6 protein-coding genes and 1 tRNA gene are annotated in these 9,401 nt (G+C 46.7%); all 7 read right to left on the bottom strand.

Annotated elements, in window-relative coordinates; genetic code table 11:
* Positions 1-130: 130 nt before the first annotated feature.
* The 7 genes from ACYVGR_RS32780 to ACYVGR_RS32750 all read right to left on the bottom strand — a co-directional run bounded on the left by ACYVGR_RS32780 (position 131) and on the right by ACYVGR_RS32750 (position 9,333).
* Positions 131-207, bottom strand: a tRNA-Asp gene (locus ACYVGR_RS32780).
* Positions 208-373: 166 nt separating this feature from the next.
* A complete protein-coding gene (locus ACYVGR_RS32775) occupies positions 374-1,519 on the bottom strand; it encodes a cellulase family glycosylhydrolase (protein WP_460964423.1) in 1,146 nt (381 codons plus the stop codon).
* A gap of 165 nt (positions 1,520-1,684) precedes the next feature.
* Positions 1,685-2,749, bottom strand: a complete 1,065-nt coding sequence (locus tag ACYVGR_RS32770; RefSeq protein ID WP_460964421.1) for a glycoside hydrolase family 43 protein — start codon at positions 2,747-2,749, stop codon at positions 1,685-1,687.
* 72 nt (positions 2,750-2,821) lie between these two features.
* Positions 2,822-3,307, bottom strand: a complete 486-nt coding sequence (locus ACYVGR_RS32765; RefSeq protein WP_460964419.1) for a Fur family transcriptional regulator — start codon at positions 3,305-3,307, stop codon at positions 2,822-2,824.
* Positions 3,308-3,553: 246 nt separating this feature from the next.
* Positions 3,554-3,907, bottom strand: a complete 354-nt coding sequence (locus ACYVGR_RS32760) for a DUF6686 family protein (protein ID WP_460964417.1) — start codon at positions 3,905-3,907, stop codon at positions 3,554-3,556.
* A 23-nt stretch (positions 3,908-3,930) separates the two neighbouring features.
* Entirely contained in the window at positions 3,931-4,272 is a 342-nt protein-coding gene (locus ACYVGR_RS32755; protein WP_460964415.1) for a DUF6686 family protein, read from the bottom strand.
* A gap of 381 nt (positions 4,273-4,653) precedes the next feature.
* On the bottom strand, positions 4,654-9,333 hold the full coding sequence (locus ACYVGR_RS32750; protein WP_460964413.1) for a translocation/assembly module TamB domain-containing protein: 4,680 nt from the start codon (positions 9,331-9,333) through the stop codon (positions 4,654-4,656).
* Positions 9,334-9,401: the final 68 nt, after the last annotated feature.

Here is a 9,401-nt window from a genome sequence, read left to right as displayed (position 1 = left end):
TGGGTGAAACCACAAACCTAGAAAAATACAACGCCCTCCACAACTTTTGACCTTGATCCCTTTTGTCGCCAGAATATAGTGTAATAACGAAAAAAGCACTTACCATTTCTGATAAGTGCTTGATTTTCAGTGGCGGTCCGGACGGGGCTCGAACCCGCGACCCCCTGCGTGACAGGCAGGTATTCTAACCAACTGAACTACCGAACCAACTTTTTGATTACTGGTTGACGTTGCCGTCTTCCTTTATCGTGGCACAAAAGTAGGCGTTTAAGCTATTCCATGCAAGAGCCTGTTGAAAAAAAACGTAATCTTTCGTGAGGTATTTTGGTTAGCGTCTGGTAATCAGAAGGTTTATTTTTGATATTTTTTTTAGTTATTTACCCGTAGCCTGTTTAATGGCCGCAACTTCGGCGGGGTCAACAGGCGTGCCGTCTTGCTTAAACACTTCATGGAACCAGATAGCGGGTTCTCGGCCATTTACATAAGGCTTCTGCCAACTATCCCAGGGTAGAAACGTTTGGGTTTTACCCGCTACAAACCCCCAGTTAATCATACCGACTTTGGCTTTCTTGGAAATGGGTAGGTGCGTCTGGAATTTACTGTTAACCCCGCGTGCCATATACTCTGTGCAAATAACCGGGCGACCAAAGGTTTTCAGCGCGGGAATTACTTTTTCCAGATCTTCAGGTTTCGAGTACTGATGGAAGGTAATGATATCAGAATTCTCGAACTGTACCTTTTCCATAGGCGACCATTTGGCTGAATTCTGCCAATCTTCAGGGCTGCGATAAATCCAGACACCTGAGGTGAGTGGCTGCGTTGCACCCGCTTCACGCGCCCATTGGAAAACATGTGGTAATAGGTTCGTGATAATAGCTATTTTCCGGTCTTTGGGTACTTCAGTTTTGATGGTGAAATTCTGGCCGTAGCTGTTATCATTCGCATTATCTGGTTCGTTCCATAAGTCCCAGGCCAAAATACGTTTATCATTTTTGAAGGCACCGACTACACCCTTCACATAGGTTGCCAGGCGTGGATATTGTGATACATCGGTCAGGGCTGCTGCACCGGGGCTTTGTACCCAGCCTGAGTTGTGAATGCCAGGCGTAGGTTCATGTTGTTTGCCGAGCTTTGGGTTTGGGTCCCAGCAAGAATCGAACAGCACCAGCATGGGGCGAATTTTATGTTTGGCACATAGACTCAAAAACTGGTCGAGCCGCTTGGTGAAACCAGCGGGATCTTTCCATAGCAAATCGTGCAGAAACACCCGCATTGTGTTCATGCCAATACTTTCGGCCATCGCCAGTTCTTTATCAATCGTTGCCGGGTCGAAACTGTCGGCCTGAAACATTTCCAGTTCGTTAATGGCATTGGCAGGGGCGTAGTTGGCGCCAACCAAAAATGGTTCTTTCGCATACCAGGCATTGGCTTTCGCTGCCGGCCAGCGTCCGTTACCGCCTTGTTGGGCTATCGAAAAGGTGGAAACAAAAAGAAGTACTAAAAACGATAATCGCTTCATGATAAATTGATTAGAATTATTGGGTTACTATGTGGTTTCAGAGTACAAGGGCACTTGCGTACTTAAGCAGCTTTAGATTCTCTTGCTTCTTTGGATTCTATTGTATCAAAATTTTATTTTGTCAGTCGATAGAATCGTAGAATCTAGAGAATCTAAGGTTACTGATTACTCAGATGGCACTGGCAAAGGTTTATTCGCCACTGGTTTGCCAAAATTAGGAGAACCGTCGGAATTCCAGGTAAAAGGTTGAATGTGGGGGGCACGTTTGTTGCCGCAACCATCGCTGGCCGAGGGGTTGGCATGATAAATCATCCAATCCTGCTTGCCATCGACCGACTTAAAGAACCCGCCATGGCCTGGGGCCCACACTCCATTTTCGGGCGCTTGTGTGAATACTGGATTTTTACTTTTTGTCCAGTTTTTTGGGTCAAGTAAGTCGCCTTTACCCGTATAAGTCAGCAGACCCAGACAATAGTCGAGCCAGCAGGCATTAGCCGAATAGACAATGAAGAGTTTGTTCTCGTGGCGAAGAAATTCCGGGCCTTCGTTTACGTAAATTTTGGGTACTTCGCCGTTCTTTTGCCAGGCTTGTGGTACATCGCCATGTTGTTCCCAGGGAAGGTCGGGCTGCGAGATTTTCACACGGTCACTGTCCAACGTCCAGGGATTTTTAAGCCGGGCAATATAGATATCCTGACGTCCATTTGTGGGGCCTTCCCAACCCGACCAGGTCGCGTAGAGCTGGCCGTTATAATCGAGGACAGACATATCAATTTCCCAGTGATCACCTTTATCGCCAATTTTCCCTTTCATTGTCCATTCGCCCTGCATAGGGTCGGGAGATGGGTTTTCGATTACCCAGACCCGGTGCGACAAATTGTTGAGCGAATCGGCGGAGAAATAGATGTACCATTTTCCGTTGAAGGAGTGAATTTCCGGCGCCCACAATTCTCTTGAATAGGGTTTCCCGGCTGGAGGAGTGTAAATAACTTTGCTTTCGGCGGTGGCCAGATCAGCTATGTTGCGGGTTTTCCAGAGCTTCAGATTCTGACCAGTGGTATTCATATAGTAATACCAGCCATCTTTTTGGAGAACCCAGGGATCAGGCCCCGAATTTTTGATCGGATTGGTAAACGTACGCTGAGCCAGTACTTGTTGAGTGGCACTCAGAAAGAAAATAAAACCAAGCAGGCTGACCCAAAGCCAGCCTTTCATATACGCAGGAGTCATGACAAAGAAAAGGTAGTTGCTAGGTAAAGACTCAAATCGATGTTTTTACCCCTGCTTCTTCTCTAAATCAATCTACTTTGACTCATTAGTAGGTTTAGTCTTACAGCCATCGTCTGCACATTGGCCGTAAAATACCAATGAATGTGACTGTACGTTAAATTGTAAGGAGTTGCCTACGTTTGTTCCAATCAGGTGTAAGCGAGGGTCGCAGAATTCCTGCACCCGATGGCAAACCACGCAAACCAGGTGAGCGTGTTGCCGTCTGCCCAGCGATTTCTCGTAGCGACTTTTGGCGTTATCTTCATCGCCAAACTGATGGCGTATAACCAACCCGCACTCAACCAATACATCCAGCGTATTATACACCGTTGCCCGGCTAACTGGATACGATTTCTGGTGCATGGCCTGGTATAGTTCTTCGGCGTCGAAATGATCGTTGCGCGAATAGACTTCGTCTAGTATAGCAAAGCGCTCCGAAGACCGACGTAAGCCTTTTGCCAAAAGTGATTCTTCCAGTTTGGCCCGGGCTGTTGCGAGCAATGAATTAGTGTCTGGCATATGTGGTGTCTGTTATCAGAAAGGAACTGGTCAATGGCCAGTTCCTTTACTATCCTACTAACCTATGTATGAAATTGAGAGTCCTTAAAAAAGAGTTTTCGTAGCTAAGCAACTTTAGATTCTATTGATCCTCTGGATGCTATTTCTGCCATTCAGTGTGATATTATAAGCAGCTATGGGTTAGTTCATGGGGTTTATCTAGCCATCGAATTGAAAATACGCTTCCTGATTAAACGCATTGATCACTCATCCATGTTGCCGACTATTTTTTTCGGTGGGTACGCGTAATAGTTGATCTACTTCCATCAATATACTAGCCTCATCCATCATCTGCACAAGCTCATCCAGCTCGTTATCCGAGAAGAGCATGAAGTAATTTGGCATGGGGGTTTTTAGAAGCCACGATTTGTCATGCGTGGTAAAAAAAGGGCTCATGGCCGTTCGCTCGGCCATTACTTCCCGATAACAGGCAAACTCCGACTCCGATAGAATAAATAGCGAATTCTTGTAGGCTACATTATACGATTGACAGCCCGCGCAATAACCAATGTAGCCGTTTTCCTGCTGGATCAAATTCCGTAGATGATGCTGATGTTCCATGCCTGATTGTGTCGAGGGGCTATTTAATTCGATTGAATTTTTAGTAGTTGATGAAGATTCATGCGTCGTAACGCCTGTATCAGACCGGTCCGAAAACGACCAAAGTCTGTTTGAGACAGGCTAAATTGAATGTCGGGATGTCCTGTATTAACAATCAGATAAGGCTGCCCATTAGTCATCAGTGTGCAGCATTGGTCAAAATTTACCGTCTCAATTGTCTTGCATAACGCAATGAACTCCTCCTGTTTAAATCCCAGCAACAAATTGTTGAAGGTCAAGCCAATTCGCTGACAGTGCTGGCACTGTGCTATGCAGAAATCGGCCTGATCGATTAAGAGAGTGGGTTTGCAGGGAGGTGTAGTCATGAGTAGGGATTTAGAGTAGCATGATCTGATTGAATTAGTGCCTGTGTGCGGCTGTTATTGACTCGTGTGTTGACACGCAATGCATACGACCGGCACACAGGGCTTAAGATTGGTCAAGGGTTTAAGATTGGTCAAGGGTTTAGGATAGCGCTTAGGCTACTAATTAGTGATAGAATTATTTATTTAGACTAATTTTAAACAAACATAATTTAGTAATTGTATCGACGCAAGGATTTGAGCGAGAAGTTTACCAGATTTTTTACGTACGGAAATTAAGTGATTGATAATCTGTTGGTTTGCCGAGATCGGTAACTACCGGAGAAAATGTGTACTAGCTTGATGGAAGATCGTTTAGACGAGACGATTCTTAGCTGATCTAACCTACATCGAATTGCGAGTAGCATTTAGCAGCGTGCTAGGGCTGGGTGTTGAAGGAGCAGGCTCTTCGGTAGGTGTCGTAGGATGCACGCCAGGAGTAGGGCGTTTCGTACCGAAGATATGATTGAAGGAACGGGTATATAGCAAGCTAACACCCCCGCCAGTTGTGATCGTGCTGGTTAGGTTGTACTGACTTAAAATACTTTGCTGGTTGCGGTTGTATACTTTGGCCCGTAGGTGACCATCAGGCGTAATAAAATATTCCAGTGTCCATTCGCCGAGTAAACTGGCTGCATTATACTGGCTCTGACCATACGTAAAACCACCATCGCGGCTAATGCGTAGCCGATCGTTCAACAGTCGGTACGAAAATCGGAGTTGCAGGTTATTAAGCAAGTTTTCGTTTTGCGTACCACTCGTAAAACCACCAAACGAGACACCCACGTCCAGATTTTCGTTAAGATTGGAGGCAAGGCGGCTAATCTGGTTAGAAAGAAGCTCGCTAACGCTATTGGCTACCCCAGTGTTTACCTGGCCCTGATCGAACAAACTAGTCCCTTCAGATAATAACTGATTGAACAACAAGACGCTACTTACCTGCCGGGTTAGCTCCTGGTCGTTACTCTGAAGCCGAGATTCAAAAGCGGTGACGGCCTGGCGAAAATCAGAGGAAGAAGGATATTCTTTAATATCCAGATCGTAGCTAATAGCAGGGCTACCCAGTTCACCAGTGAGCTTGATGACCAGATCGACCGGGTACCGACGGGTCTGATCGGCGGTTGCTTTTTGCGTGGCCAGCAAGGGCGCCAACGAGGTATATTGGGTGTAAGCTGCCGTTACATCCAATAGGGCACCATAAGGATCACCAGTCCAGGTAATACGGCTGTTGGGGCGTATCTGGAAGCGTTTGTTAATGATGTTCTGGAACGTAAAGGTGTAATCTCCTTTCTGGATTTCGTAGTTGCCAGTCATGGTGAAATCTCCCTTGGTGTCGACTTTCATCGCTATCCGGCCCTGGCCATACGCTTTGATAATGTCGCCTGTTTGACGATCCAGTTGGATTTCGCAGTATGCATCGGGCGTAATGTCGAAGTTGAAATCCATCTGAATACGCGACAGATCAATTTCACTTTCTGACGAATTGGCCGTGTGAGCGGCTGTTTCGCTCGTGGGTTTGCCCGTGCTCAGATTGACAAACCGAATCTGGTCGTCGGCGGCTACTGTCGTGGCTCCGTCGAGCGGAATATAGATTCGAGTGCCTTTGTTACTCGTTACATTGGCCCGGATTGTCAGGTTATCGGTTGGGCCAGACAGCTCGGCTTTACCCGTCACAACGGCCTGCCCATAGAACGCGTCGTTGTCTTTAGCAACCGTGTTCATGATTTTGAAGTTCTTGAAATCAGCGTCGAACCCTAACGTGAAATACCGGAATCCATCATGGTAAACCCCTCCGCGCAACAAGGCTGTATTTCCCTGAGGGTCATGCAAGGTCAGTTGCCGGGTAACGATCTCGTTTTCGCCGAAATAAATCTTGTCGTCGAAGGTGAAGTCGGCTTTCAGGTAATCAAAGCGACCACGGCCACCCTGTATGGCTACCTCACCTTTCAGGATTGGCGTGGCTGGAGTTCCCTTAATATCGATGATGCCTTTGGCAATACCGCCGAGATTCGAGAAAAGCCCTGTCGTAAAGGGTTCCAAAAGGCTCAAATCGGCATTATTAACGCTTGCCTTGACGGCTAATGGGTTGGTTTTTAGTTGGGGTGTGTAGGTGCCTAATAGCGTAACGACATCAGCCCCGTTTCGATTGACGCTGGCATTTACGTTCAGACGCTGGGTTTGCTGATCCCACTCGCCTTGTCCGCGTACATCGCCAATTAAGGAATTCTGGTACGATAACGCTCTGACCGACATACCGCTTTCAATAATCGGCGTGTTGTAAATATTCCGAACGGCCAGAGAACCATTGAGCGTACCACCGAGGGTTGTTTTCAGGACAGAGTTCAACGATGACAGTAGAAAGTTCTGGGCTTCTACATCGAGGTGTTCAAGCGAGTCAGGCGAAATTTTACCCGATGCCTGAATCAACTGATTTTCGTTGAGCAGTGCCAAATTTCGGATCGTGTACTCATTGCCCACTTTCCGAATCAGGCTTTCAGGGTTTAAAACCCAGTCGCCATCCAGAACACGCACTTTTGACTGTCGGAATGTTAGATCGATAGCGTCTCCCTTAAATCGGAGTTCGCCGTTTAAGTCGGCCCGGTTTATAGATCGTCCGCTGCTGTCTGCCTGCTCAATGTCGCTCGTAAAGTCAATATGATCAACATCCCAGGATGCTTCGATCTGGAGATTACGCGTGGGTAGGAGTGAGGTAAAAAATTGTCGTTTGGATGAAATTATGGCCGAGGCCAGCACGTCTTCACCATACGTAAATTTAGACGTCGTTAAGTCGAGGTCGCTGGGTCCAAAGCTAATAGCGCCAATTCGTAACGAATCGGTTTTAACGGTTCCGGTTAAAAATGAGGTATTGTCTTCCGTAAACCGACCTTCGATTCGGGTGGCGGGCGCTATGAAATCCGACGAGCCCAGAAAAGCCAATAAAGGCGTACTGTTTTTGGTGATGATCTGGTAATCAACGCCATACCTGGTTGGTTGGTTGATTAATTTCCGACCTAATGTACGACTTGCCAGCTTTCGTTTCTGCTCGTAATAAGCCTTCATACCAGCCGCATCACCTTTAAAATGGAGCAGGTATTCATGCACAAGCCGAGTCAGGTCGTCAATCGTGCGTTGGGGCTGGAAATTACCTTGTAGTCGGCTTGTCAGGAAATCCGAGTCGAGATCGAAATAGCGTTGGGTTCCGACCGAATCGGGCGAACCACTTGCCTTGTTTTCAATAGAGGATAGAAGGGTAAGTTTATCGACGTTAAGATTTCGCTTATTCAAACCGAGGGTGGCATTATTGAATACCGCTTTCCCAACAATATCATCCAGTTTATTCCCTTCCAACTGAACATCTAAGGCTGTTTTCACGGAGAGAGAATCTGTTACATAACCCAGCGCCCGAAGATCGGCATGTTGAACGTTCCCACGAAGATCGTAGTGATTCTTAGTGCTGCTTAACTTAAATTCTCCATCGAGGTCAAACGCCAGATTTGGGTCATTGATGTGTAGTTGACCCTGGAAAAGCGCTTTCAGCAAGTTGCCACGTGCGGCTACATTCTGGTAAGCATAGCCTTGCCAGCCAAAGCGCCCAAACTTGCCATCGAAGTCGATTGTTGCCTGTTTTAGATCAGTGCCTTTGCCCGTAATGCGGCCTTCGCCATCGATCTTCCCAAACTCATCGGGATCGTTGATGAGTTGGCCCAGGTCAAGATTAGTCGCCTTTAAATTCGCAGTATAGGTTGTTTGAGTAGCTTTAGTCGCCAGCTTAAGCGCCAGATCGCCCGTCACGCTGCCAATGCTTGTCTGGAATGTTCCTTTGGTTTTAAAATCATCGAACGCCCCTACAAAAGTGGCGTCGAAAGTGGCAGTGCCGAGCTTTTGGATAGTCTTGTTGAAGGATGAATCGGGGTAATATTGCCGAATATCGGCCATGTTGACCGTGGATGGCGTAAAGGCAAAATTGACCGTCGTTTTATCCATGTCGGGCAAACCTTTCCACGCGATATCACCAGTCAATCGGCTCCGTCCGTTAAGACCAAAGCGTAGATCGGTATTCCGAAGCCGGAAGTCGTTAACCGTACCCGTAAAGTTGGTTGTCAGTGTCCAGGTTTCGTGCAGATCGCGCAGATAATCAGAGAAGTAACCTAAATCAGATGACTGGACTTTGCTGTCACGAAACCGAGCCTGCATAATCACTCGGCTGTTGAAATCGCTAAATGCCGATGGTTTATCGTAATGAAAAACCAACTCATTTCGGATAATGGAATTGCCAATATGGGCGTACAATTGCCCTAATTCCATTTTAGTGTTGCAATACAAAAAGCGCGTATCTAACTGCCGGATTTTTATACGGGAGTCCCGGTCAACACCTGATAAGCCTTTGGCATTGAAGGCAATCGTATCGCCTAAGACTAAAAAGTCACTGACTTCGGCGTTCAGGTGTTGGAGCGTGAAGTGATTATAGTCGAAGCTGTTTTTATCGTGCATAAACGGCTCACGCGGATCTTCGAGCGTATAGGCACCATCCACCAAATGAATATGGCCAACCGTAAACGGAACATTCTGATTCGGAATGCTCGGCTTGGTAGGATCGGAGGTGAGTTGTTCAATCCGGGCAATGAAATCATCGAGATTTGTATCGCCATTCTTCGGATTTTTAATCATCTGAACATCAGGTCGATAGAGCACTATCTCATCTATATGTATGTTATACGCCGAGGAGTCGAGAAGATGTTGGAGATGATAATCTGCATCGAGCCGACCCACGCGAATCATTGGCCGTCCCTGATAGTCTTTAATCGTTAGTTTCTCGAGGGTTATCGAGTCGAACCATTTGATCGAAACCCCCTCAATATCAACAGGAAAGAGAAGTTTTGACGAAAGCCATTCTGCACCTTTTTGAGCTAAGCGCGTTTGGACCGCCGGAATTTGCAGGCTCAACAAAATTCCCAACGACAATACGAATACCGTCAGAACGAGGTAGAGTAGGGTTTTAAGGAATATGGAGAAAAACTGACGCATCCAGTGCGGAAAGACCTAAGATACAATGAATAACGAAATGGAATGTAGTTTAGACTACTAACTGAGGG

The sequence above is a fragment of the Spirosoma litoris genome, assembly GCF_054776755.1.
Note: the sequence above shows the minus strand (reverse complement) of the source record. Positions and strands in the feature narration are given on the sequence as shown.